This is a genomic window from Streptomyces corallincola (assembly GCF_019104725.1).
Classification (GTDB): domain Bacteria; phylum Actinomycetota; class Actinomycetes; order Streptomycetales; family Streptomycetaceae; genus Streptomyces; species Streptomyces corallincola.
On record NZ_JAHRXF010000047.1, the window covers coordinates 23,525 to 46,523 of the forward strand.

General features: G+C 72.8%; 21 protein-coding genes and 2 tRNA genes. 4 read left to right on the top strand and 19 right to left on the bottom strand.

The features are described 5' to 3' along the window. Positions 1–23: 23 nt before the first annotated feature. Positions 24–96 (bottom strand) — tRNA-Ala (locus tag KUM39_RS23535). Between the two features lie 139 nt (positions 97–235). Between KUM39_RS23535 and KUM39_RS23540 the strand changes: the two genes are divergently transcribed. Continuing rightward, complete coding sequence (locus KUM39_RS23540) at positions 236–1,498, top strand: glycosyltransferase 87 family protein (protein ID WP_308288216.1); 1,263 nt, start codon at positions 236–238, stop codon at positions 1,496–1,498. Here KUM39_RS23540 and KUM39_RS23545 read toward each other — a convergent pair. From KUM39_RS23545 to KUM39_RS23580, 9 genes are all read right to left on the bottom strand, one after another. Then, positions 1,477–1,710: a DEAD/DEAH box helicase family protein gene (locus KUM39_RS23545; RefSeq protein WP_215213048.1), complete on the bottom strand. Its 234-nt coding sequence runs from the start codon at positions 1,708–1,710 to the stop codon at positions 1,477–1,479. The genes KUM39_RS23540 and KUM39_RS23545 overlap by 22 nt on opposite strands. A gap of 3 nt (positions 1,711–1,713) precedes the next feature. After that, complete coding sequence (locus KUM39_RS28625; RefSeq protein ID WP_281425743.1) at positions 1,714–1,836, bottom strand: hypothetical protein; 123 nt, start codon at positions 1,834–1,836, stop codon at positions 1,714–1,716. A gap of 328 nt (positions 1,837–2,164) precedes the next feature. After that, positions 2,165–2,237: transfer RNA gene (locus KUM39_RS23550), tRNA-Ala, on the bottom strand. A 75-nt stretch (positions 2,238–2,312) separates the two neighbouring features. Next, positions 2,313–2,981: a histidine phosphatase family protein gene (locus KUM39_RS23555; RefSeq protein ID WP_217787765.1), complete on the bottom strand. Its 669-nt coding sequence runs from the start codon at positions 2,979–2,981 to the stop codon at positions 2,313–2,315. Continuing rightward, positions 2,981–3,427: a ribosome silencing factor gene (gene rsfS, locus KUM39_RS23560; RefSeq protein ID WP_217787766.1), complete on the bottom strand. Its 447-nt coding sequence runs from the start codon at positions 3,425–3,427 to the stop codon at positions 2,981–2,983. Before rsfS ends, KUM39_RS23555 begins: the two co-directional genes overlap by 1 nt. Positions 3,428–3,532: 105 nt before the next feature. Further along, positions 3,533–5,326, bottom strand: a complete 1,794-nt coding sequence (locus KUM39_RS23565) for an LCP family protein (RefSeq protein WP_217787767.1) — start codon at positions 5,324–5,326, stop codon at positions 3,533–3,535. A 16-nt stretch (positions 5,327–5,342) separates the two neighbouring features. Continuing rightward, positions 5,343–6,053 (bottom strand): nicotinate-nucleotide adenylyltransferase, encoded by a 711-nt coding sequence (nadD, locus tag KUM39_RS23570; RefSeq protein WP_246620625.1) that lies wholly within the window; start codon positions 6,051–6,053, stop codon positions 5,343–5,345. 80 nt (positions 6,054–6,133) lie between these two features. Beyond that, positions 6,134–6,292 (bottom strand): hypothetical protein, encoded by a 159-nt coding sequence (locus KUM39_RS23575; protein WP_217787768.1) that lies wholly within the window; start codon positions 6,290–6,292, stop codon positions 6,134–6,136. Positions 6,293–6,514: 222 nt separating this feature from the next. Then, on the bottom strand, positions 6,515–6,679 hold the full coding sequence (locus KUM39_RS23580; RefSeq protein ID WP_217787769.1) for a hypothetical protein: 165 nt from the start codon (positions 6,677–6,679) through the stop codon (positions 6,515–6,517). Positions 6,680–6,798: 119 nt separating this feature from the next. Between KUM39_RS23580 and KUM39_RS23585 the strand changes: the two genes are divergently transcribed. Then, positions 6,799–7,935, top strand: coding sequence for a M48 family metallopeptidase (locus tag KUM39_RS23585; protein ID WP_372455804.1), 1,137 nt, complete (start codon positions 6,799–6,801; stop codon positions 7,933–7,935). A gap of 12 nt (positions 7,936–7,947) precedes the next feature. Here the strand turns inward: KUM39_RS23585 and KUM39_RS23590 are convergent, their stop codons facing one another. The 5 genes from KUM39_RS23590 to proB form a co-directional block, all read right to left on the bottom strand. Next, positions 7,948–8,994 (bottom strand): SCO2583 family membrane protein, encoded by a 1,047-nt coding sequence (locus KUM39_RS23590; protein ID WP_217787771.1) that lies wholly within the window; start codon positions 8,992–8,994, stop codon positions 7,948–7,950. Positions 8,995–9,321: 327 nt separating this feature from the next. Next, positions 9,322–9,873, bottom strand: a complete 552-nt coding sequence (locus KUM39_RS23595; RefSeq protein WP_443732241.1) for an SCO2584 family spore wall biosynthesis protein — start codon at positions 9,871–9,873, stop codon at positions 9,322–9,324. 85 nt (positions 9,874–9,958) lie between these two features. Beyond that, positions 9,959–11,245, bottom strand: a complete 1,287-nt coding sequence (locus tag KUM39_RS23600) for a glutamate-5-semialdehyde dehydrogenase (protein WP_217787773.1) — start codon at positions 11,243–11,245, stop codon at positions 9,959–9,961. Between the two features lie 85 nt (positions 11,246–11,330). Continuing rightward, positions 11,331–11,765: a DUF8830 family protein gene (locus KUM39_RS23605; RefSeq protein ID WP_217787774.1), complete on the bottom strand. Its 435-nt coding sequence runs from the start codon at positions 11,763–11,765 to the stop codon at positions 11,331–11,333. Between the two features lie 220 nt (positions 11,766–11,985). Then, on the bottom strand, positions 11,986–13,110 hold the full coding sequence (gene proB / locus KUM39_RS23610) for a glutamate 5-kinase (protein WP_217787780.1): 1,125 nt from the start codon (positions 13,108–13,110) through the stop codon (positions 11,986–11,988). Positions 13,111–13,327: 217 nt separating this feature from the next. Between proB and KUM39_RS23615 the strand changes: the two genes are divergently transcribed. Continuing rightward, positions 13,328–14,059 carry a L,D-transpeptidase family protein gene (locus KUM39_RS23615; protein WP_246620626.1) on the top strand — a complete coding sequence of 244 codons (732 nt, stop codon included), beginning with the start codon at positions 13,328–13,330 and terminating at the stop codon, positions 14,057–14,059. A gap of 356 nt (positions 14,060–14,415) precedes the next feature. Next, a complete protein-coding gene (locus tag KUM39_RS23620; RefSeq protein WP_217787775.1) occupies positions 14,416–16,680 on the top strand; it encodes a bifunctional glycosyltransferase/CDP-glycerol:glycerophosphate glycerophosphotransferase in 2,265 nt (754 codons plus the stop codon). 113 nt (positions 16,681–16,793) lie between these two features. Here the strand turns inward: KUM39_RS23620 and obgE are convergent, their stop codons facing one another. The 4 genes from obgE to KUM39_RS23640 form a co-directional block, all read right to left on the bottom strand. Then, a complete protein-coding gene (gene obgE / locus KUM39_RS23625) occupies positions 16,794–18,239 on the bottom strand; it encodes a GTPase ObgE (RefSeq protein ID WP_217787776.1) in 1,446 nt (481 codons plus the stop codon). 127 nt (positions 18,240–18,366) lie between these two features. Beyond that, positions 18,367–18,621: a 50S ribosomal protein L27 gene (gene rpmA, locus KUM39_RS23630; protein ID WP_061922958.1), complete on the bottom strand. Its 255-nt coding sequence runs from the start codon at positions 18,619–18,621 to the stop codon at positions 18,367–18,369. Positions 18,622–18,635: 14 nt separating this feature from the next. Then, on the bottom strand, positions 18,636–18,956 hold the full coding sequence (rplU, locus tag KUM39_RS23635) for a 50S ribosomal protein L21 (RefSeq protein WP_103551359.1): 321 nt from the start codon (positions 18,954–18,956) through the stop codon (positions 18,636–18,638). 475 nt (positions 18,957–19,431) lie between these two features. Beyond that, on the bottom strand, positions 19,432–22,999 hold a 3,568-nt coding region (locus KUM39_RS23640; RefSeq protein WP_217787777.1), incomplete at its 5' end, for an Rne/Rng family ribonuclease.

The following is a 22,999-nucleotide window of genomic DNA, read 5'->3' on the forward strand; positions in this document are numbered from 1 at the left end:
GGATGACCCGCTCTCAACTGCTGTGGAGCTAAGGAGAATTGAACTCCTGACCTCCTGCATGCCATGCAGGCGCTCTACCAACTGAGCTATAGCCCCGTGCTCCATACGGCGATGCCGTATTTCGACTGGTTCCGCCCGGTTCCCCCGGCGGCTTCGCCAACAGTACACGGTCCCCGGGGTGCAGCACCAAATCGGTTTCCGGCCCCCTCCGGTACGCCCGCTAATGTCTGCTTTCGTGACCTTGATCGGGTACGCCGGTGAGCGGCGCCGTATGTGGGTGGCGGCGGGCGTGTGCCTGCTGTCGTTCGCGGTGTTCTGGTGGGCGCAGCGGGCCGCGCACGTCTCGCTGATCGACCTGCGGGTGTACCGCGCGGAGGGCGCGACCGTCCTGTCCGGCGGCGACCTCTACGCCCTGCGCGCGACCGCCGCCCGGCTGCCCACCACCTACCCGCCGTTCGCCGCCCTGCTGTTCACGGCGCTGACCGTGCCGGGCCCCGCGCTGCTGGGGGTGCTGGCGACGGCGGTGAACCTCGCCCTGCTCGTCGTGTTCGTCCGGCTCTCGCTGCGGCTGGCGGGATGTCCGCACGCGGGGGCGGGCGGCTGGTGGGTGGCGGCGGGGGCGGTGTGGTGCGAGCCGGTGTGGACGACGCTGCGGTACGGCCAGGTGAACCTGGCGCTCGCGGTGCTGGTCCTGGCCGACCCGGCGCTGCGGCCCGCCGGGCCCGGTCGCCACGGCCGCTGGGCCGGGGTGGGGATCGGGCTGGCGGCGGCCGTGAAGCTGACCCCGGCGCTGTTCGTGGCGTTCCTGCTGGCCACCGGGCTGGCGGCCCGCCTCTCGGGCCGGGACGGCGGACCCTGGCTGCGGGCCACCCGTACGGCGACGGCTGTCTTCGCCGGTGCGGGCCTGCTCGGCGCGGTCGTACTCCCCCACGACTCCTGGCGGTTCTGGACGGCGGCGGTGTTCCGGGCGAGCCGGGTCGGGCACGCGGAGGACACCGCGAACCAGGCGCTGCGCGGGGTCCTGGCGCGGCTGCTGCACACCGGCGATCCGGGCGCGCTCTGGGTCCTCGCGGCCGTGCCGGTGGCGGCGCTCGGGCTGGGGGTTGCCGTGACGGCGGAGCTGCGGGGCCGGCGGGCCTGGGCGGTGTGCGGCTGCGCGGTCACGTCCCTGCTGGTCAGCCCGGTGTCCTGGACCCATCACTGGGTGTGGTGCGTACCGGTGGCGGTACTGCTCTGGTCACGGGGGCGGCGGGCGGTCGCGGCCGGTCTGGCGGTGGCGTTCTGCGCGTACGTCCCGTGGTGGGTGCCGCACGGCAGCACGCGACCGGAACTGCGGCTGGGAGGCGGGCAGTTGGTGCTGTCCGCCGTGTACGCGGGGGCCGCCGGGGTGTTTCTCGCACTGGCGTGGCAGGCGGACCGGGTGAGCGCGGCCCGGACGGGGACGGCACGGGCGAGGGCGGCTTGGGCGGAGGCGGCTCAGGCGGTCACGAAGGAGTAGAACCGCTTGAGGGTGCAGTGCTCTTCGAGCAACCGGCCGTAGATCGGCTCGCCCTCCAGCTCGCGGTACGTCTCGATCGGGTCGCCTTTTATGATCAGCGCCCGCGCGCACTCCTCGCACCAGTACTGGTAGTCGGAGTTGAGCGGCTCCATGTCACGGACGATGGGCGTGCCGCTGCCGCACCAGTCGCACTTCCGCCTGTGTGCACCCATCGATCAGCTCCGGCGGTCTTCGCGGACCGAACACCCGGCGACGGGCGGGCCGGGCCGGGTGACCGAGCCCCGTATCCACGCCGCACCGAGGAGGTGGCCGACCTCCTCGCGGATGCTCGAAGGCATCGGTACTCCTCCCGTCGGGCCGCGTCCCCTTCCGGCCGTTTGATTCTGCCACGACCCGACCGATACGGTCAGCGACGCTTGGGTACCGGTACGGTCTCGCGGCAGGCCAGAGGGCCTGGCGAGCCGAAGCCCGCGCCCAGATATACGCCGAGCACCCACGCCCCGCTCACCAGTACGAGGAAATTCCCCTCCGGACCTCGGGGCGCGTAACCCTTCACGCACCCCCGAACCCGCCCGCCCCACCAGGCCCCCGAGGCACCGGGCCCCCCGAGGCACCGGGGCGCACGAAGAAGGCCCGTACGGTTCCCCGTACGGGCCTTTCGGATTGTGGAGCTAAGGAGAATTGAACTCCTGACCTCCTGCATGCCATGCAGGCGCTCTACCAACTGAGCTATAGCCCCTTGCGTTCTTCCCGTTCCTGCGGGGCGAACAAGAAGAACTTTAGCCTGCGACCTGCCGGAAAGTGAAATCCGGGGTCAGTCGTCGTCGCCGAGGACGGGCTCGGGGAGGGTGCCGGCGTTGTGCTCCAGGAGACGCCAGCCGCGGGCGCCCTCGCCGAGGACGGACCAGCAGCAGTTGGAGAGCCCGCCGAGGCTCTCCCAGTGCCGGGGTTCGAGGCCCAGGAGGCGGCCGATGGTGGTGCGGATGGTGCCGCCGTGGCTGACGACGACGAGGGTGCCGTCCTCGGGCAGCTTCTCGGCGTGCCGGAGCACCACGGGGGCCGCGCGGTCCGCGACCTCGGTCTCCAGTTCGCCGCCGCCCCGGCGCACGGGCTCGCCGCGCTTCCAGGCCGTGTACTGGTCGCCGTACCGCTCGATGATCTCCTCGTGCGTCAGGCCCTGCCAGACCCCCGCGAAGGTCTCCCGCAGGCCCTGGTCCAGGACGACCTCGATGCCGGTGAGCGCGGCGAGTTCCGCCGCGGTGTCCGCGGCGCGCTTCAGGTCGGAGGCGACGATGGCGTCGGGCTTCAGCGAGGCGAGCAGCCGGGCGGCGCGGCGCGCCTGTCCGACGCCGGTCCCGGTCAGCTCGACGTCCGTGTCGCCCTGGAAGCGGCGTTCCACGTTCCAGGGGGTCTGGCCGTGCCGCCACAGGATGACCCGGCGGCCCCGGCCGGGCCGGTCGCCGACCTCTCCCGTGGCGCTCATCACCAGGCCCCGCCGGCCTCGTCGGCCTCGGCCTCGTCGGCACGCAGCTTGGCGTGCTCCTCGCCCTTGCCACGGGTGGCCTTGGCGTCGGCGGGCAGCTCCAGCTCGGGGCAGTCCTTCCACAGCCGCTCCAGGGCGTAGAAGACACGCTCCTCGCTGTGCTGGACGTGGACGACGATGTCCACGTAGTCGAGCAGAATCCAGCGGGACTCGCGGTCGCCCTCACGGCGGACCGGCTTGGCGCCCAGCTCCTTCTGCAGCCGCTCCTCGATCTCGTCCACGATCGCCCGCACCTGGCGGTCGTTCGGGGCGGAGGCCAGCAGGAAGGCGTCGGTGATCGACAGCACGTCGCTGACGTCGTAGGCGATGACGTCGTGGGCGAGCTTGTCGGCCGCGGCCTGCGCGGCGATGTTGATGAGGTCAAGGGAACGGTCGGTGGCGGTCACTGCACGGCTTTCCGTCAAGGGTCACTTGGCACCAAGGGTCTCACGGCGAACCGGCCGTGCCTCCCGGTGACCGCCGGACGACGGGGAGGCACGGCCGGTTCCGGGTCACCGCGCGGGCGGCCGGTAGTCGGTGCCGAGGACCACCGAGACGTCGGCGCCGGAGGAGACAGTCCCCTTGGCTACGGACCCGGCGGGCAGTCCGAGGGTCTTGGCGACCTCGGCGGCGTTCTCCTTGTCCTTGGCGTCGGCGTACCGCACCTCGGAGGTGGTGCGCGCGCTGTCGGCGGTGCCGCCGCCGAGGAAGGTGAAGCCGCCGTTGAGCAGCACCACACGGGCCTGCTCGGTGTCGTCCTTGACCCCGGTGGCGTTCTGCACCGAGACGCGCACGGCGGAACCGGCGTCGGGGCTCTTGGCGGTGCCGCCGAGGACGGTCTTCACGACGCTGTCGCCGGTGCTCGCGTCGAGCGTGCCGTCGGCCCGCACGGGCAGCAGCGCGGTGCCGGAGTCGCCGCCCTTGGCGAGTGCGGAGAACCGGGCGAGGAAGGCGCCGAGGTCCTGGTCGGTGAGCGGCGGGTCGAGGATCTGCGCGAGGGTCTGCACGGTGACCGTGGCACCGGAGGCGTCGGAGGAGATCTTCCGCAGGGCGCCCTGCATGACCTGCCCGAACCGCTCCAGCTGGGCGTCCTGGCTCTCCCCGGCGGCGCGGTACGTGGCGTAGGCGACGGCCATCCGGCCGCTCAGCGACTGGCCCTTGCCCCGGTGCACCAGCGGCCCGGCGCCCTTCTTCCCGCTGTCCGGATCGGGGACGTCGGCGTTGGCGTCCACGTCGATGCCGCCGACGAGGTCCACGAGGTTCTGGAGATACGGGGTGTCCAGCCGCCATGAGCCCTGGATGTCGGTGCCGAGAACGCTGTCGAGCTGGTCGCGGGTGCCGGAGGCGCCGTCGTCGTCCACGGACTTGGCGAGGGTGGTGGTGGAGCCGTCGTCGCCGGACAGGGCAAGGGAGTTGGGCAGCAGGACGACCGTGCCGTGCCGGGTGGTGGTGTTGTCCACCAGCAGCAGGGTGGAGGTCCCGCCCTTGCCGGTGTTGTGCAGGTGCACGGCGATGACGTCGCGTTTCTGCGCGCCCACCGGGGTGGCGGCGCCGGTCTTGGCGCGCGGGGAGGCGAGGAACGGCAGCTTGCCCGCGTACCAGAGGTAGCCCGCTCCGGCGATCACGACGAGGACGAGGACGACGAGCAGCGCGATGATCCGGCTGCGGGCACGGCGGCGGGCCTCCTCGCGGCGCTCGGTGCGGTTCTCGGTGAACTTCAGCCAGTCGATGACGTCCTCGGAGTCGCCGTCGGGCTCCTCCGCGAACGCGAACTCCTCGGTGCCGGGGGCGGGTTCACCGTGCGGGTCACGGGGGTCGCGGGCATCACGGGTGTCATGGGCGTCGCGGGGGTCCGGTCCGGGCGCGGCGGGTGCGGGCTGCTGGGGTATGTACGCGGTCTGCTCGGCGGTGCGGGCCGGGCGCGCGGGTGCCTCGGGTGACCCGGGGGACCCAGGAGACCCGGCCTGCTGCCCGTAGGGGTTCTGGTGGCCGCCGGTCCCGTACGGGTCGTAACCGTACGGGGTCTGCGGCTGCTGCCCGGTGTCGTAACTCCCGTACGTCTGGCCGGTGTTGTAGTCCCCGGCCTGAGTCTGGCCGGTTCCGTTCCCCGAGGTCCCTCCGGTCCCGTAGGGGTCGTAGCCGTACGGGGCCTGGGGCTGCTGCCCGTAGGGGTCGTACGGCTGGTGCTGCGGGGGCTGCTGTGCCGGTACCTGCCGGTACACGGGCTGCCCGTACTCGTCGTAGCCGACGAGCTCCCAGGGGTCGCCGCCGTGGCCGGAGTCCCCCGCGTCGTATCGGTCGTTCACCGGTGCCCCTCTCGGCTCAGTCGCCGCGGTACAGCTCGCGCTTGTCGATGTAGCGCACGACTCCGTCGGGCACCATGTACCAGATGGGATCGCCCTTGGCGACTCTCGCCCGGCATCCCGTGGAGGAAATGGCCAGCGCGGGGACCTCGACGAGCGAGACACCGCCCGCCGGGAGGCCGGGGTCGGCCAGGACGTGGCCGGGGCGGGTGACACCGACGAAGTGCGCGAGGGAGAACAGCTCCTCGGAGTCCCGCCAGGTGAGGATCTGGCCGAGGGCGTCGGCGCCGGTGATGAAGAACAGGTCGGTGTCCGGGTTGAGCGCCCGCAGGTCGCGCAGGGTGTCCACGGTGTAGGTGTGGCCGCCGCGGTCGATGTCGATGCGGCTGACGGAGAACTGCGGGTTCTCGGCGGTGGCGATGACCGTCATCAGATAGCGGTCCTCGGCCGGGGAGACCCGGCGGTCGGACTTCTGCCAGGGCTGGCCGGTGGGCACGAACACCACTTCGTCCAGCTGGTAGCGCGCGGCGACCTCGCTGGCCGCCACGAGGTGCCCGTGGTGCACGGGGTCGAACGTTCCGCCCATCACGCCGAGGCGTCGCTTGCCGGTGTCGGCGGGGCCGTTCCCCGGTCCCGGCAGCGGGGTGCGCGCCGCGCCGGGTTCCCGGCGGGCGTCGTCGGCGGCGCCGGTCGCGTGTGCGGCCGTCTCGTGCGCCGGACCGGTAGCCATGTCCTGCTCCATGCGTGCAGACCCTACCGGCCCGGTCCGTGGTCCTCGGCCGGGGCCGGACCAGGTGGGGCCCGGTGGGCTCAGCGGTCGCGGTTGAAGCGGGTGGTGATCCACAGGAGGAGGAGCAGGATGCCCAGGGCGCAGCCGCCCGTGACGGCCGGGTTGAGGCTGTTGTGGTTGCCGCCGTGCTCGTCGGCGGCGAGGGTGACCAGCTGTGCGGCGACGCTGTGGAGGCTCATCTTCGGCAGGACCTATCGCGTGAGGGCGGGATAAAGACGACTGCCCTCATCGTAAGCGGGGTGCCTGTCGGCGATCACCCCGACTCCGCCGAGAGGCGGGGAGGGGGTGCGGCGGGGCAGGGTTCGTGCGGCGGCGCGGGGGCGCGGGGTGTCCCGTAGGGGATCGTCTCCGGGGTTTTCTCAGGGGCTCCGCCCCGCCCCGCCGGGAACTCGCGGGGAGCGTCAGTCGTCGTTCTGCTTGTAGCCGCGCAGCAGGAACCAGGCGGTCAGTGCACAACCGAGGACCATCACGATGATCACGATGCGGAGCAGGTCGCCCGTCCCGTGCTGCGGGGCGGCGAGGTTCACTGCTTCGGACAGCCGGGCGGCTGCTCGCTGGTGGTGCATGGGGACTCCTTCGGCTGTACTGCCCGTCCACGGTATCCCCGCCCGGGTCGGCCCCGGCCCCGGGGTCGCCGCGGGAGCCGCGCGGCAGGTGTGGTCACGACGAGCGCATGGGGGAAGACATGTCCGACGGCCAGCAGGGACAGCCGGGACTTCCGGGGCGTGAGCAGGTGCCGGGCAGGCAGCGCAGGCGCTTTCCGGGGCTCTCCTCGCGGGCGTACGAACACCCCGCCGACCGGTCGGCGCTGGTGGCGCTGCGTCGGCTCAGCGGCTTCGACACGGTGTTCAGGGCGCTCAGCGCGCTGCTCCCGGAGCGGAGCCTGAGACTGCTGTTCCTGTCCGACTCGGTGCGGGTCTCCGACCGCCAGTTCACGCACCTGAACGACATGCTCCGCGACGCCTGTCACATCCTGGACCTGGAGAAGGTCCCGCCGATGTACGTCACGCAGGACCCGCGGCCGAACGCGATGTGCGTGGGCCTGGACGAGCCGCTGATCGTGGTCACCACCGGCCTGGTCGAGCTGCTGGACGAGGAGGAGATGCGGGCGGTCGTCGGCCACGAGGTGGGCCACGCCCTCTCCGGTCACGCGGTGTACCGCACGGTGCTGCTGTTCCTGACCACGCTCGCGGTCCGGGTGGCGTGGATTCCGCTCGGCAACATCGCGGTGATGGCGCTGGTCACGGCGCTGCGCGAGTGGTTCCGCAAGTCGGAGCTGTCCGCCGACCGGGCCGGACTGCTGGTGGGCCAGGATCTACGGGCCTCGATGCGCGGCCTGATGAAGATCGCGGGCGGTGACCATCTGCACGAGATGAACGTGGACGCCTTCCTGGAGCAGGCCGAGGAGTACGAGGCGGGCGGCGACCTGCGCGACTCGGTGCTGAAGATCCTGAACGTGCTGCCCCGCTCGCACCCGTTCGCCACGATCCGCGCCGCCGAGCTGAAGAGGTGGGCGGAGTCGCGTGATTTCCAGCGACTGATGGACGGCCACTATCCGCGCCGCGAGGACGACAAGGACGCCTCGGTCCGCGACGCCTTCCGCGAGTCCGCCGCCGGGTACGCGGAGGACGTCAAGTCCTCCAAGGACCCCCTGATGAAGCTGGTCTCCGACCTCGCGGGCGGCGCGGGAGACCTGGGCGGCCGGGTCCGCCGGGGCTTCGACGGCTTCCGGGGCACGCCCCGGCCGAAGAACACGGGGGACACGGGGAGCACGGGCGAAGCGGGCGAGGCGGGCAAGGGGGGAGAGGCCAAGGACGGCTGAGGCCCCGACGGCCTACGGCCGGTCCCCCGGCGCCAGCGTGCCGCACAGGGCCGCCTCGGCGCCCGTGCGGTACGGGTCGGTGCCCCTGGGCGTGCCGGGGCGGGCGGTCCGACCGGCGAGGAGGGGCTGGAGGTAGCCGGTGCTGTCGTCGCCGCAGGACTCCGGCCCGGCCTCGGCGCGGGCGGAGACCAGCTGGAGCTGGCCGAGGCGCAGGTCCTCGTGGTCGAGCCGGAACACGATCTCCCGGCGCACGGTGAACAGGGAGGCGGCGGTCCCGTCGGCGGCTTGGGCGGGCCGCAGCGCGTACACGAACACCGCGTCGGAGCTGACCTCCAGCGTCGCCGGGTCCGCCTCGGCGGCCCGGAGGGTGCCCCGCGCCCTGATCCGCTCGTCGGCGAGCCGTACCCGCGCCGGGTCGAACCGCACCAGCCAGCCGGTCGGCGCGTGCCGCCCGTCCGCCGCCGGACGAGTGAAGCTCCGGTCGAACTGGTCGAGCTGCGCGGAGTCGATCAGCGGGCGCACCGGCCGGTACTGCCGTCCGGTGAGCACCTCGGGGTAGAGCGAGGAGCGCACCAGATAGCTCCGGGCGCTGATCAGCGCGGCCGTGACCTGGCTGTCGGAGAAGTGCGCGGTCCCCCGCACAGCGGGCAGCGGAATCCCGCTGGCCCCGGCCTCGAATCGGGCGGCGGGACTGTGCGCGTACAACGCCTCGGGATCGCTGTCCCCCGGCACCCGTCCGACCGGCGCGAGCGGTACGAACGCGGTCCGCGCGGCGCCGACGGTACGGCGGACCTGCGGGTCGGCCCCGTAGGGGTGTCGCACCCCCATCCACACGGCCGTACCGAACGCGGCGGCGATCAGCACGGCGATCACCATCAACTGCCGCGTCAGCGTCCGGTGCGCGGGCCTCCGGCGCCGCACGGCCGGCGAATGATCCGCGATCCGCTCCCGCGCCGAGAACTCCTGAATCCGAGCAGCCCGCACGAACGACTCGTCGAACACGACGGATCGGTACTCGTCCTCGGATGCCCCCTCAGGGAACTCTCCAGGCCCGCTCATACTTTCAGAGTGGGTCCCCACAGCCCCCGATAAACCCCAACAAGCCCCCATTTCCAGCCCACGAGCCACCCCCAAAGGAGCGCGGGGAACTGCGCGGCAAGTGCGGCGACCGGCCACGACCAAGCAAGGGACCACGCAGACTTCCCAAGGGGCGCGGGGAACTGCGCGACCAGCCACGGCCGAGCCGCACCCGCGACAAGGCCGCACGGCAATCCCCCAAAGGGGCGCGGGGAACTGCGCGACCAGCCACAGCCACCACGCACCGGCACCCACACCCGCGCCCGCACCCGCACCCGCACCCGCACCCGCACCGAGAACCAAGGCCCCTCAGGGCGCAGGCGGCACCAAGGACACCGCGGGCTGCCCGGCCCCGGCCCCCACCCCCGCGGACGCGCCCGGCACGGGACCGACCCCCTGCTCAAGCCCCGTGGTCGCGGGCGAGGGCACCCGGTCCCGCCCTCCGGAAGCCCCCCGGTACACCGCGGCGAAGGCGAGCACAACCATCCCGACGCCCATCACGAGCGCGAGCAGCCACGCGACGGGCCGATGCCACCGGACGTACTTGCCGTAGGGAGCGTAGGTACCGGGATAACCGCCGGGGGCGTACCCCTCGTCGTCGGATTCGCCGTCGTACCCCTCGAACCCGGGCCCGAATCCGTCTTCCCCCCGGTCCCGCCGGGCCTCGGACGCCTCGGCCCGTGCCCGCGCGGCGGCGAGCAGCCGCTCGACGGCGCTGGGCTCGTGCACCACGGCCGCCCGCACGAACTCCTCGTCGAAGACCACGGAGGCGAACTCTTCGTCCGTCACCCCGTGGTCGGTGTCGTCGTCGGGCTCCCAGCCGTCAGGGAACGACGGCGTGCCCCCCGCGTCCTCCGGCACGCGTCCAGAGTAGACCTGGGGGGTCAATTTGGGCAGACGGTACGGAAATTCTCCCGCCAGATGAGACACCCCGGTGGGGACGGGCTCAGCGGCGCACGTGCCCGTCCCCGGTGACGATGTACTTCGTGCTGGTCAGCTCCGGCAGCCCCATCGGGCCGCGGGCGTGCAGCTTCTGCGTGGAGATGCCGATCTCGGCGCCGAAGCCGAACTGGCCGCCGTCGGTGAACCGGGTGGAGGCGTTCACGGCGACCGTGGCGGAGTCCACCAGCCGGGTGAACCGGCGGGCGGCGGTCTGCGAGGTGGTGACGATCGCCTCGGTGTGCCCGGAGGTCCACAGCCGGATGTGCTCGACCGCCCTGTCGAGGGAGTCCACGACGGCGGCGGCGATGTCGTACGACAGGTACTCGGTCTCCCAGTCCTCCGGGGTCGCCTCGACCACGGTGGCCCCGGAGTCCGCCGCGTACGCCATGACCCGCTCGTCGGCGTGCACGGTGACCCCGGCGGCGGCGAGCGCGTCGAGCGCGCGGGGCAGGAAGGCGTCCGCGATGTCCTGGTGGACGAGGAGCGTCTCGGCGGCGTTGCAGACGCTGACCCGTTGGGCCTTGGAGTTGATCAGGATGTCGATCGCCATGTCGATGTCGGCGTCGGCGTCCACGTAGACGTGGCAGTTGCCGGTGCCGGTCTCGATGACGGGCACGGTGGACTCGTTGACGACGGTCCGGATCAGCGAGGCGCCGCCGCGCGGGATGAGCACGTCCACCAGGCCGCGGGCCCGCATCAGCTCCCGTACCGACTCGCGGCTCTCGCCGGGGACGAGCTGTACCGCGTCGGCGGGCAGACCGGCGCCCCCGACGGCGTCCCGGATCACCCGTACGAGGGCGGTGTTCGAGGCGAGCGCGGAGGCGGACCCGCGCAGCAGCACGGCGTTGCCGGACTTGAGGCAGAGCGCGGCGGCGTCCACGGTGACGTTGGGCCGGGCCTCGTAGACGATCCCGACGACGCCCAGCGGGACGCGTACCTGGCGCAGGTCGATGCCGTTGGGGAGCGTGGAGCCCCGGACGACCTCCCCGACCGGGTCGGGCAGCGCGGCCACGTCCCGTACGTCGGAGGCGATGGCCCGGATGCGCTCCGGGGTCAGCGTGAGCCGGTCCACCACGGACTCGCTCGTACCGCTCTCCCGCGCCCGCTTCACGTCCTCCGCGTTCGCCGCCACGATCTCCGCCGTCCGGACCTCCAGCGCGTCCGCCACCGCCAGCAGCGCGTCGTCCTTCTCGGCCCGCGGCGACGGGGCCAGATCCGCAGCCGCGGCCTTGGCCCGGTAGGCGGCCTGGACAACCGGCGAGAGAGAGTCGTACGGCGAGAGCGTGGTCATGCAGGCAGCGTAGTGCCCAGCTCCCGCGAGGGGCGCGGGGAACTGCGCGAGCGCCCGTGACGGACCCGCACCCCGGAGGGCGCCCTCAGAACGGGTGCACCCCGACGGGGGTGGCGGGCGCGGGGCCGTATCCCTCGGCCACCCGCTGGTGATACGTCTCCCGGTCGATCACCTCAAGCCCCACGATCTCCCAGGAGGGCAACCCCGCACTCACCCGGTGCTCCCCCCACAACCGCAGGGCGACGGCCGCGGCGTCGTGCAGATCCCGTGCCTCCTCCCAGTACCGGATCTCCGTGTGGTCCGGCGCGTACCTGCTGGTCAGCAGAAACGGATGGTCCTGCGCGAGCCGCTCCAGCGCCCGCCGCAGCTCCGGCAGCGGCACGGACGCCCCGGAGAGACTGAGCGTGACGTGCCACAGCCGGGGCAGATCCTTCGGCGGCGGGCCGGAGTACGACTCCCCCGCCGCGACACTCTTCAGCCCACCGCGGGACGCCGCCGGACCGGGGCGTACTCGTCTCACGACGGCCTCCTTCACGAAGTCGCACAGCTCAGACAGCTCAGGCGTACGGCTCAGGGGACCGCTGCCGCGGGGGCGCGCGGACCCGCCGCCCCGACAACAAAGTTGAGCAGGCCGAGCGCCGGATTGGGGCGGTTTTACGGAACGTCCCCCACCGGGACGCACGGGCGCCCACCGCCCGGCACCGCCCCCGCTCCTCCCGGACCGCCCGCCGCGCGTCCCGTCAGGCGTGCAGAAGGACGAGGTCGTCCCGGTGGACGACCTCCCGTTCGTAGGCGGGCCCCAGTTCACGGGCCAGCTCATGGGTCGAACGCCCGATCAGCCGGGGAATCTCGCGGGCGTCGAAGTTGACGAGCCCGCGCGCGACCGGCCGCCCGGCGGTGTCCCGGAGTTCGACGGGGTCGCCCGCGCTGAACTCGCCCTCGACGGCGGCGATCCCGGCGGGCAGCAGCGAGGTGCGCCGCTCGACCACGGCCCGTACGGCACCGTCGTCCAGGGTGAGCGCGCCCTGCGGGGTGGAGGCGTGCTGGAGCCAGAGCAGCCGGTCGGCGGAGCGGCGCCCGGTGGGGTGGAAGTAGGTGCCGGTGTCGCCGCCGGCCAGCGCCTCGGCCGCGTGCACGGCGCTGGTGAGGACGACGGGGATGCCCGCGGCGGCGGCGATCCGGGCGGCCTCGACCTTGGTGACCATGCCCCCGGTGCCGACGCCCGCCCGGCCCGAGCTGCCGATCTCGACCCCGGCTAGGTCCTCGGGGCCGCGCACCTCGGCCAGCCGGGAGGTGCCGGGGCGGCCGGGGTCGCCGTCGTAGACGCCGTCCACGTCGGAGAGGAGGACGAGGAGGTCGGCGTGGACGAGGTGGGCGACGAGGGCGGCGAGCCGGTCGTTGTCGCCGAAGCGGATCTCGTCGGTGGCGACGGTGTCGTTCTCGTTGACGACGGGCAGCGCGCCCATCGCGAGGAGCTTGTCCAGGGTGCGGGAGGCGTTGCGGTGGTGGGCGCGGCGGCTCATGTCGTCGCTGGTCAGCAGCACCTGGCCGACACGGACGCCGTAGCGGGCGAAGGACGCGGTGTAGCGGGCGACGAGGAGGCCCTGTCCGACGCTGGCGGCGGCCTGCTGGCGGGCGAGGTCGCGGGGGCGGCGGGGCAGGCCGAGCGGGGCGAGCCCGGCGGCGATGGCGCCGGAGGAGACGAGGACCACTTCGCGGGACGCGGCCCCGGAGGCGCCGCCGATGCCCCGGCTGCCCGCGAGGACGTCCACGAGGGCGTCCACCCGGTCCGCGTCGAGTCCTCCGGCGGCGGTGGTCAGCGAGGAGGAGCCCACTTTGACGACGACCCTGCGAGCCTCGCTCACGGCCTGCCTTGCGCTGGTCACGGCTGGTCTTCCTGCTCGACGACGGCTGCCCTCGCAATCTATGCGAAACGTCACGTGCCGCGCCCGCGCGTTCCACCTGCCGGACCGCCACCGGGCACCGTCGCGAGGCCGCCGCGGCGTGCGGCGCCGCCCCTTCGTGTCCACCCGTGTCCGTACCCGGACCGAATCGCCACACCTCGCCTGCGACCATGAAGACATGTCGAAACGAGGTTCGGGGTGGGTCGCACTGGTCGCGGCCGGGTGCGCGCTGTCGGTGATGTCCCTTGCGGGATGCGGTGGTTCACAGGAGAAGCAGACGGCGGCACCGGGCGGGAAGAAGGCCGCGGCGCCGGAGAAGAAGGCCCCGCTGAAGCGGGTGCCCGGCATCGGTGACCGGCTGTGGGACCGGGTCCCGGCGGACAGCCGCCAGGTGGTGGCCGTGTACGGCGCGGGGAAGGACTCCCCGGACTCCACCGTGGCGCTGTTCACCAAGCAGGGCTCGGTGTGGAAGCAGGAGCGGACCTGGTCGGCGCACAACGGCCGCAAGGGCTGGACCCCGGACCACCACGAGGGCGACAAACGCAGCCCCGTGGGGGTCTTCACCCTGAGCGACGCCGGGGGTGTGCTCCCCTCGCCGGGCGGCAGGCTGCCGTACACCCGGTCGGCGTCCTTCCAGGCCCCGCACTACTGGAACAAGGCGTACTGGCACGACTTCGACTACGTCATCGCCATCGACTACAACCGCGTCAAGGGCACCTCGCCCAACGACCCGACCCGGCCGCAGGGCCAGACCAAGGGCGGCAGCATCTGGCTGCACATGGACCACGGCAGCGGCACCTCCGCCTGTGTCAGCCAGCCCGAGGCCGACATGCGCTACCTGTTGCGCACCCTGGACCCGGCCCAGCACCCCGTGGTCGTGATGGGCGACCGGGCCGAACTGCGCGCCTGACCGCCCCGTCGGCCCCCGCCCGCGGACGTGAAAGCAGTCACGCCGACGGGGGCCGGCGGTGAGGGATGCGTAAGAATTCAATACGCCCCAAAAGGGACAACTTACCCACACTTCCGTGCTGGTGGCAGGGCGTCCGGGACCCCCGTACCCCAGGTGGGAAGGGGAACGGCCGGAAGCCGACGGGCGGGCGGCCGAAAGTCGCACCATGCCGATCCGACGGGTCCGGTACGCGCACGGAGACTTCAGGTGAATCCCTTAGTCTGGCCGGATGGCGTGCTGCGAGCACCCGTCACCGGCGACGAGTGCCCCGAGCCCGGCCCTTGCCCTTGTGATCAGTCTCGGAACAGGTTGTGTTGATGCCCAGACTCTCCCTCGTCATACCTGCGTACAAGGTGCAGGGCTACCTCGCCGAGTGCCTGGACTCCGTGCTGGGCCAGGACTACACGGACTTCGAGGTCATCGCCGTCGATGACTGCTCGCCCGACCACTCGGGCGCGATCCTCGACGAGTACGCCGCCCGCGACCCGCGCGTCCGGGTGCTCCACCTCGCGGAGAACGTCGGCCTCGGCCGCGCGCGCAACGCCGGTCTTGAGCACGTCACGGGTGAGTACGTCCTGTTCCTGGACAGCGACGACACCCTGACCAAGGGCTCGCTGCGGGCCATAGCCGAGCGGCTGGAAGCCGCCCAGGACCCCGAGATCCTCGTCTTCGACTACGCCCGCACCTTCTGGGACGGTCGCGTCCGCCCCAACCAGCGTGCCGAACTCCTCCAGCCCGACGGCCCCGACACGTTCACCCTCGCCGAGCGGCCCGAACTGCTCGACCTGCTCCAGATCGTCTGGAACAAGGCGTACCGCATGGACTTCGTCCAGCGGCACGGGCTGACCTTCCCGCCCGGCTACTACGAGGACGCCCCCTGGACGTTCTGCTCCATGATCAGCGCCGAGCGGATCGCCGTCCTGGCGCGCGTCGTCGTGGAGTACCGCCAGCGCCGTGAGGGCGGCAACATCCTCAAGACCGTCAGCCGCAAGCACTTCGACGTGTTCGACCAGTACCGCCGGGTCTTCGAGTACCTCGACGCGCACCCCGAACTGGACGCCTGGCGCGGCCCGCTGTTCGGCAAGATGGTCGATCACTTCCTGACCGTCCTGGAGCGCCCGGACCGGCTCCCGGCCCAGGCCCGCGCCGAGTTCTTCCACCGCGCCTCCGCCGACTACCGCGCCCGGCTGCCCAAGGGCTTCGTCCGCCCGGACGGCAACCGCGGCAGCAAGTACGCGATGCTGGAGCGGGACTCGTACAGCTCGCTGCTCGGCGCGAGCGCCGCCGGAAAGCTCCGCGAGTCGCTGCGCGGACGGGCCCGCAAGACCGTCACCCGGTCCAAGAAGCGCGCGATGGGCCTGCTGTACCGCTCCCAGATGCGCCGTCCGCTGGACGAGAACCTCGCGGTGTTCTCCGCGTACTGGAGCCGCAGCGTCAGCTGCAACCCGGCGGCCATCGACGCCGAACTCGGGCGCCTGGCCCCGCAGATCCGCCGCGTGTGGGCGGTCCGCCCCGACTCCGTGGAGCGGGTCCCCGAGGGCGTGGACGTCGTCCGGGTCGGCTCCCGGGAGTACTGGGCGGCCGTGGCCAGGGCCAAGTACCTGGTCAACAACGTGAACTTCCCCGACAGCGTGCTCAAGCGCGAGGGCCAGATCCACCTCCAGACCCACCACGGCACACCGCTGAAGACGATGGGTCTCGACCAGCGCAAGTTCCCGGCGTCCACCGACATGAGCTTCCGCAAGCTCCTCAAGCGGTGCGACCGCTGGGACTTCAGCCTCAGCGCCAACCGGTTCTCCACCGCGATCTGGGAGCGGGTCTACCCCTGCTCGTACGAGTCGCTGGAGACGGGCTACCCGCGCAACGACCGCCTGGTCCACGCCAGCGCCGAGGACGTCGCCGGGGCCCGCGCGGCGCTCGGCCTGGCGGACGGCACCCGTGCCTTCCTCTACATGCCGACGCACCGCGAGTACCAGCCCGGCTTCGTGCCCAGCATCGATCTGACCCGCATCGCGGACGAGGTCGGCGAGGACGTCACCCTGCTGGTGCGCGGCCACTACTTCTACGGCGCCGACTCGCACATCGAGGACCTGCGCCGCAGCGGCCGGATCATCGACGTGTCCGGGCACCCGGAGGTCGAGGAGCTGTACCTCGCCGCCGACGCCCTGATCACCGACTACTCCTCCGCGATGTTCGACTACGCGGTGCTGGACCGGCCGATCATCATCTACGCCCCCGACTGGGACATCTACTCGGCGGTGCGCGGCACGTACTTCAACCTCCTTGAGGAGGCGCCCGGTTCGGTCGCCACCACGCAGGAAGAGCTGTTCGAGCTGCTCGGCTCGGACGAGTACCGCGGCGCGGAGGCGGCGGCCCGCCGCGACGTCTTCCGCCGCCGCTTCTGCGAGTTCGACGACGGTCACGCCGCCGAGCGCGTGGTACGCCGGGTGTTCCTCGGGGAGACCGAGCCGGTGCCGTTCGTGCCGTTCGACGAGCGCACCCACGCCCCGGCACCGGCGGCGGCACCGTTCGTACCCGCGCAGGCGAAGCCGGGGACTCCGGCGGTGGCCGAGACGGCCTGAGAGCGCGGCGCCCGGATGCGCGGGGCATGAGAGCCCGCGCGCACCGGGCACGAAGAAGCGGGCCGGGGCTATGAAAGCCCCGGCCCGCTTCTTCATGCCGCGCCCAACGAGGTCTAGAAGGGCTCGAAGTCGTCGAACTCCCGCTGCGACTCGTCCCGTTCGGCCTGCTTGTCGCGGCGGCGCTGGGCGGCCGGGCGGGGCTCCTCCAGGCGGTGGTCCTCGCCGCGTCGGCCGAGCATCTCGGCGCCCGCCATGACGGTGGGCTCCCAGTCGAAGACGACCGCGTCGTCCTCGGCGCCGATGGCGACGGCGTCGCCGTTGCGGGCGCCCGCCTTCATCAACTCCTGCTCCACACCGAGACGGTTGAGCCGGTCCGCGAGGTAGCCGACGGCCTCGTCGTTGCTGAAGTCGGTCTGCCGCACCCAGCGTTCGGGCTTCTCGCCGCGCACCCGGAACACCGGCGCGCCGTCGAGCTCCTCGGGGGTGACGGTGAACCCGGAGTCGTCCACGGCCCTGGGCCGGATGACGATACGGGTCGCCTCCTCCTTCGGCTTGGCGGCACGCGCCCGGCCGACGAGGTCACCGAGGGCGAACGACAGCTCGCGCAGCCCGAGATGGGCGACGGCGGACACCTCGTAGACGCGGTAGCCGCGCGCCTCCAGGTCGGGCCGGACCATCTCCGCGAGGTCCTTGCCGTCGGGCACGTCGGTCTTGTTCAGGACGACGATGCGGGGCCGGTCATCCAGACCGCCGTACTGGCGCAGCTCCTCCTCGATGATGTCGAGGTCGGAGAGCGGGTCGCGGTCGGACTCCAGGGTGGCGGTGTCCAGGACGTGCACCAGGACGCTGCACCGCTCGACGTGCCGCAGGAATTCGAGGCCGAGGCCGCGGCCCTGGCTGGCGCCGGGGATCAGACCCGGCACGTCCGCGATGGTGTAGACGGTCGAACCGGCCGTCACCACACCGAGGTTGGGCACCAGGGTGGTGAACGGGTAGTCCGCGATCTTCGGCTTGGCGGCGCTGAGCACGGAGATCAGCGAGGACTTCCCGGCGCTCGGGTAGCCGACGAGGGCCACGTCCGCGACGGTCTTCAGCTCCAGCACGACGTCCTGGAGGTCGCCGGGGACGCCGAGCAGCGCGAAGCCGGGCGCCTTGCGGCGGGCGGAGGCCAGCGCGGCGTTGCCGAGCCCGCCCCGGCCGCCCTGGGCGGCGACGAAGGAGGTGCCGTGGCCGACGAGGTCGGCGAGCACGTTGCCCTGCTTGTCGAGGACGACGGTGCCGTCCGGCACGGGCAGGACGAGGTCCAGGCCGTCCTTGCCGGAGCGGTTGCCGCCCTCGCCGGGCTTGCCGTTGGTGGCCTTGCGGTGCGGGGAGTGGTGGTAGTCGAGCAGCGTGGTGACCGACTGGTCCACGGTCAGGATGACGTCGCCGCCCCGGCCGCCGTTGCCGCCGTCCGGGCCGCCGAGCGGCTTGAACTTCTCCCGGTGGACGGAGGCACAGCCGTGGCCCCCGTTACCCGCGGCGACGTGCAGCTCGACGCGGTCCACGAAGGTGGTCATGGTTCAGTGCCTCCAGAAAATCACGGGTATTGCCATTGTCAACACGCGAAAGGCGGACCCGCCTTCCCGTACGGGAAGTGAGGTCCGCCTCGCGCAAGCGTTCGTCCGGTGTGCCGAATCAGTCGATTCAGGCGACGGGGACGATGTTCACGACCTTGCGACCGCGGTGGGAGCCGAACTCCACCGCACCGGCCTGCAGGGCGAACAGGGTGTCGTCGCCGCCACGGCCGACACCGGCGCCGGGGTGGAAGTGGGTGCCGCGCTGGCGGACGAGGATCTCACCGGCGTTGACGACCTGACCGCCGAAGCGCTTCACGCCGAGCCGCTGGGCATTGGAGTCGCGCCCGTTCCGGGTGGACGATGCGCCCTTCTTGTGTGCCATGTGTTCTCAGTCCCTTACTTCGCAGCCGCGGGGATCTCAGTGACCTTGATCGCCGTGTACTGCTGGCGGTGGCCCTGACGACGGCGGTAGCCGGTCTTGTTCTTGTAGCGGAGGATGTCGATCTTCGCGCCCTTGTGGTGGTCCACGACCTCGGCCTGGACCTTGATGCCGGCCAGCACCCACGGGTCGCTGGTGACGGCTTCGCCGTCCACCACGAGCAGGGTCGAGAGCTCGACCGTGTCGCCCACCTTGGCGGTGGAAATCTTGTCAACCTCGACGATGTCGCCGACAGCAACCTTGTGCTGGCGACCACCGCTGCGCACGATGGCGTACACGCGGATCTCACTCTCTGCTAGGAAACGGCACCCCCGCAGTCCAGCAGCCCGGACACAGGACACGGGCCACCTCTCCAGGCCGCCGAACCGGCACCCAGGAGGAAGAAGGTTTACGGAGATGTGGCGCACCACTCGACACGCCGACGCCCAAGGTTACGGGGCGGCGGGTGAGGGGTCAAACCGGGCTCCGGGGACTGCTCGGCGGGGCAGCCGGGACGCCCTCCGCGCGAGGTCCTCCGGGACCCGGGCCAGGTGCGGTCCGGTGCGGTGAACGCCTCACCGGAGTCCTCCCCGCGGACCAATGCCACGATCGCGCCCAGGTCTGCCGCGAGTGCGCGCACGTCCACCGTACGGGCGAGTCCGGCCATGTCCTCGTACTCGGCGAAACCGTACCGGGCAGTACGCGGAACCGCGCGGGCCCCCGACACCGAAGTGTCGGGAGCCCGCGCGGCAGTGAACGCTCAACCCCGGAAGGTCAGTTCTCCTCGGCCGGGACGGCGGCGGTCTTCTTTGCCGTCGTCTTCTTGGCCGCGGCCTTCTTGGTCGTCGTCTTCTTGGCGGCCGTCTTCTTGGCGGTGGCCGCGGTCTTCTTGGTGGCCGTCTTCTTCGCCGTGGCCTTCTTGGTGGCCGCCTTACGGGCGGTCTTCTTGGCCGGGGCCGGCTCGTCGGACGGGACCTCGGCGGCCGGGGGCTCCTCCGACGCGGCGGGGACGACCAGGACGGCCGTCTCCTCCGGGGCGGTGGGCGCCGTGGCCTTGCGGACCGCGCGGCGGCGCGGGCGGGCCGGGGCGGCGCTCTCGGCGGGCGTCTCCTCGACAGCGGCCGGGGCAGCGGCCGGAGCCTCCGCCACAGGGGTCTCGGTCACCGTCTCCGGGACCGTCACCACCGTCGCCTCCGCGCCCGCCGGGGAACCGGCCGGGGCCGAGACCTTCCGGGTGGCGCGACGGCGCGTACGGCCCTTGGGCGCGGCGTCGTCGGACGCGGCGGGGACCACCGGGTCCTCGGCGGCGACCGGCGCGGCTTGCGGAGCGGCGGACGCCTCCGCCAGGACGGGGCGGGCCACCTCCTCGGCCACGGTGACGTCCCGCGCGGTCGGCACCTCGGCGGCGGGCTCCCGCTCGGGGCGGGACGCGGCCCTCGGGGCACCGGCCGGGGAGGACGCCCGGCGGCTCGCCCGGCGGCGGCCACGGCCGCGCCCGGCCGCCGCCTCCGCCTCGGCGACGGAGCTGTACAGCTCCTCGTCGGGCGCGAACTCCGGCGCGGGCAGCGCCACCGGCGCGGCGGCCTCGGCGGCCACCTCGACGGCGGTCTCCACCTCGGGCGTCAGGGCCTCGCCGCCCTCCTCGGCGACGGCGGCCGTCTCGTGTACGTGGTCGTGGGCGTGGTCGTGCTCGTGGGCGTCGCCGCCCTTGCCCCGCTTCTTGCGCTTGGAGCCGCCGCCCCCGTTGCCGCCGACGGACACCGGCTGCTCCATGTGGACGATGACACCGCGCCCGTTGCAGTGCACGCAGGTCTCGGAGAAGGACTCCAGCAGACCCTGGCCGACCCGCTTGCGGGTCATCTGCACCAGGCCCAGCGAGGTGACCTCGGCCACCTGGTGCTTGGTCCGGTCCCGGCCCAGGCACTCCAGCAGGCGCCGCAGCACCAGGTCCCGGTTGGACTCCAGCACCATGTCGATGAAGTCGATCACGATGATGCCGCCGAGGTCGCGCAGCCGGAGCTGGCGCACGATCTCCTCGGCCGCCTCCAGGTTGTTCCTGGTGACCGTCTCCTCCAGGTTGCCGCCCTGGCCGGTGAACTTGCCGGTGTTGACATCGACCACGACCATCGCCTCGGTCCGGTCGATGACCAGCGAACCACCGCTCGGCAGCCAGACCTTGCGGTCCAGCGCCTTGGCGAGCTGCTCGTCGATCCGGTACGTGGCGAACACGTCCACCTCGGACGTCCACCGCGACAGCCGGTCGGCCAGGTCGGGGGCGACGTGCGCGACGTAGCCGTGGATGGTCTGCCAGGCCTCGTCACCGCTGACGACGACCTTGGAGAAGTCCTCGTTGAAGATGTCCCGGACGACGCGGACGGTCATGTCCGGCTCGCCGTACAGCAGCGTCGGCGCGTTGCCGGACTTGGCCTTCTTCTGGATGTCCTCCCACTGCGCCTGGAGCCGTTCGACGTCGCGGCGCAGCTCGTCCTCGCTCGCGCCCTCGGCGGCGGTGCGCACGATGACACCCGCGTCCTCGGGGACGATCTTCTTGAGGATGGTCTTCAGCCGGGCCCGCTCGGTGTCGGGCAGCTTGCGGCTAATGCCGGTCATCGAGCCCTCGGGCACGTAGACCAGGTACCGGCCGGGCAGCGAGACCTGGCTGGTCAGGCGGGCGCCCTTGTGGCCGATCGGGTCCTTGGTGACCTGGACGAGCACCGGCTGGCCGGACTTCAGCGCCGACTCGATCCGGCGCGGCCCGTTCGCCATGCCGAGCGCGCCGAAGTTGACCTCACCGGCGTACAGCACGGCGTTGCGGCCCTTGCCGATGTCGATGAACGCGGCCTCCATCGACGGCAGCACGTTCTGGACCTTGCCCAGGTAGACGTTGCCGACGTACGAGGTGGACTGCTCCTTGTTGACGTAGTGCTCGACGAGCACCCCGTCCTCCAGGACGCCGATCTGGGTGCGCTCGCCGTGCTGGCGCACGACCATGACACGCTCGACGGCCTCGCGGCGGGCCAGGAACTCGGCCTCGGTGATGATCGAGACGCGGCGGCGCCCCTGCTCGCGGCCCTCGCGGCGGCGCTGCTTCTTCGCCTCCAGACGGGTCGAGCCCTTGATGGACTGCACCTCGTCGGACGGCTCGGTGGCCTTGCGCGGCTCGCGGACCTTGACGACGGTGCGCTCGGGGTCGTCGGCGGACGGTTCGCCGTCCGGGCCGGAGTCCCCGGCGCGGCGACGGCGGCGACGGCGGCGACGGCTGCTGCTGGAGCCCGAGCCGGACTCCTCGCCGCGCGCGTCGTCGGCGTCCTCGTCCTCCTGCTCGGCGGTGTCCTCGGCGTCCTGCGTGGCCTGCTCGGCCGCCGCGTCGGTCTCGTCGTCGTCGGCGGAGTCGTCGGAGCCCTCGGCGGCGTCGCCCTTGCGGCGGCGACGGCCGCCCCGGCGGCGACGGCGGCGCGAACCGGCCTCCTCGGAGCCGTCCGCGGCCTCGGCGCCCTCGGCCTCGTCACCCTCGTCGCTGTCGTCGGCGTCCTCGGTGTCCGCGGTCTCCTCGACCGGCGCGGCCTCGGCGGCGGGCGCCTCCTCGGGCGCGCCCCGGCGGCGACGGCGACGGCGCGAACCGGCGTCGGCGCGCTCCTCGGCGTACGTCTCCTCGGGCTCCTCGGCGCTCACCGGCGCGGCCGGGGTACCGGCGGCCTCGGCAGCGGCCTCGGCGGCGGCGCGCTCGGGGGTCTGGAAGCGGGGCTCGGTGAAGACCGGCGCCTGGAACACGGCGACGGACGGACGCGCGGGGCGGCGGGAGCCGTCGGCGTCGTCCTTCCCGCCACCGGAACGGGTGGGCGCGGAGAAACCACCGGCGGCGCGCTGCACGGCCCGGCGGCGACGGCGCGGACCGGCGTCCTCGGCGGACTCGTCCTGCCGCGCGGCGGGCGCCTGCGCGGGCTCGGCGGCCCGCACGGGCTCGGCGACGGGCGCGGTGTCCTCGGCGGCGGGTGCCCCGGCGGGCGCGGACGAACGGCGGGTGGCCCGGCGGCGCGCACGGGCGGGGGCCTCCGCCTCCACGGCGGGGGTCTCCTCCACCACGGCCGCCACGGCGGGAGCCTCGACAACCGGCTCGACGGCCTCGGCGGCGGGCGCACCGGCGGGCGCGGACGAACGACGGGTGGCCCGGCGGCGCGCACGGGCGGGGGCGGCCTCTGCCTCGGCCTCGGCCTCGACGGCGGGGACGTCCGCCACGACCGGCGCGGCCTCGACGGCGGGCGCCGCGACCTCGGCGGCGGGGGCACCGGCGGGGGGCGGCGCGCGGGGGGCACCCGCCCGGGGGGGGGGGGGGGCCCGGGGG